Here is a 1,387-nt window from a genome sequence, read left to right as displayed (position 1 = left end):
CTTGTGTTTAGTGAATATAATAGAATGTTTGAAGAGAATTGAAAATGTTAATAGTATTATAATTCTACCCGAAAGAAATATTGTTAAAATTATAGTTGCATTATTTAAAATTAGAACCAGTTTACAAATGAATAATTCAATAATTAATGATGTTGTATTACAATTTCAAGCAAGAATTTTAGAAAGCACACAAGACTATACAATAATTTTATTAGCAGATACTAATGATAAAATTAACCTTTTGTATGAAATTCTAGAACCACATGAAATTTTGGAATTTTCAAGGTCTAGCAATGTATTAATGAGTACAATTTAATAGTATTATGTCACAAGAAATAGAAAAAATAAAGTGTTTAATTATGCGCTTTTGCCTGTCTGTTATTCGGCAGCTATTTATGCAGAAAGAGCAAATATGTTTCCAATAGTATATCAAGGAATTCAACCGGGAGGGTAATTATCACCCATAAACGAAGTTAAAAAATTAAACAGGTTATAAAGATGGTATCACAGGATCGGAAATGATGATAGAATTTCAAAGACAAGCTGAAAGATTCTGCACCGCTAAATCGAAGATTCAAAGTAGTCAATCCTCCTCCTAATACAAAATACAGCACACAATAATGAATAGTTAAAAAATTATTATAAGTCATGAAAAAACGATTAATAAACTTATCACGATTGTTTTTTGGAAGGTCAAAGTCCTTTAAAACTAATCACATACTATGGCGCTTCGCAGCAAAAAAAATAGAAGTTGGCACCTATAACTTACACAGTAAGGCATTTATTGAATCTGGTTGGAATATCTACACCAAACAAATCAATACCCAAGATTGCTCATTGCTACATATAGAATATGAACCAAACGATTTTGTCATTTTCAATTATGGGGTGGAAGAAATGGGTACTCCCATTGAAATCTATGATTTAGTTTTACAAGAGGAGGTAAGATATTATAAAACGGCGGTTAATTTCATACAAAAAATAAAAGTGATAGTTGATGAAGCAACTACCATAAAAGGCACAATACACTACGTAATTGGAGATGGCATAAATAAAGTGAAAATATTTAAAAAGGAATTTAAAATAGAAGTTAACGATTAAAATATAACACAACAAAAAATATAGTTATGTAAAGAATAGAAAAGCTTAAACTTAAGAGGGATTAAAACTAATTGCAAGTAGTTCTAAAGCAGTCCCTATTGCTTATGAATTACAGACGAGGGAAATATTAATTTTAATACAACAATTTGAATATCTACTACAACCTAATTAATGTACTTGAAAGCAAATTGCATGAACTTGAGGAAAATCCTTCAGATATACTCCAAAAAACAGAACAAGGGGTTAAACTTATTAAGGAAACACTACATCAGTTGATGCCATTGGT

General features: G+C 29.1%; 2 protein-coding genes and 1 pseudogene. All 3 read left to right on the top strand.

Annotated elements, in window-relative coordinates; genetic code table 11:
* Positions 1 to 316: hypothetical protein (locus A9996_RS19360; protein WP_211272679.1), on the top strand; the 316-nt coding region annotated here is incomplete at its 5' end.
* 7 nt (positions 317 to 323) lie between these two features.
* Positions 324 to 560: pseudogene (locus A9996_RS20760) on the top strand (thioredoxin-disulfide reductase); the annotation flags it as partial.
* Positions 561 to 648: 88 nt separating this feature from the next.
* Entirely contained in the window at positions 649 to 1,101 is a 453-nt protein-coding gene (locus tag A9996_RS19355) for a hypothetical protein (RefSeq protein ID WP_066439197.1), read from the top strand.
* Positions 1,102 to 1,387 lie beyond the last annotated feature (286 nt).

This window comes from Gelidibacter algens (assembly GCF_001678675.1).
Lineage (GTDB): Bacteria > Bacteroidota > Bacteroidia > Flavobacteriales > Flavobacteriaceae > Gelidibacter > Gelidibacter algens.
This window is presented reverse-complemented; position numbering and strand designations above follow the sequence as displayed.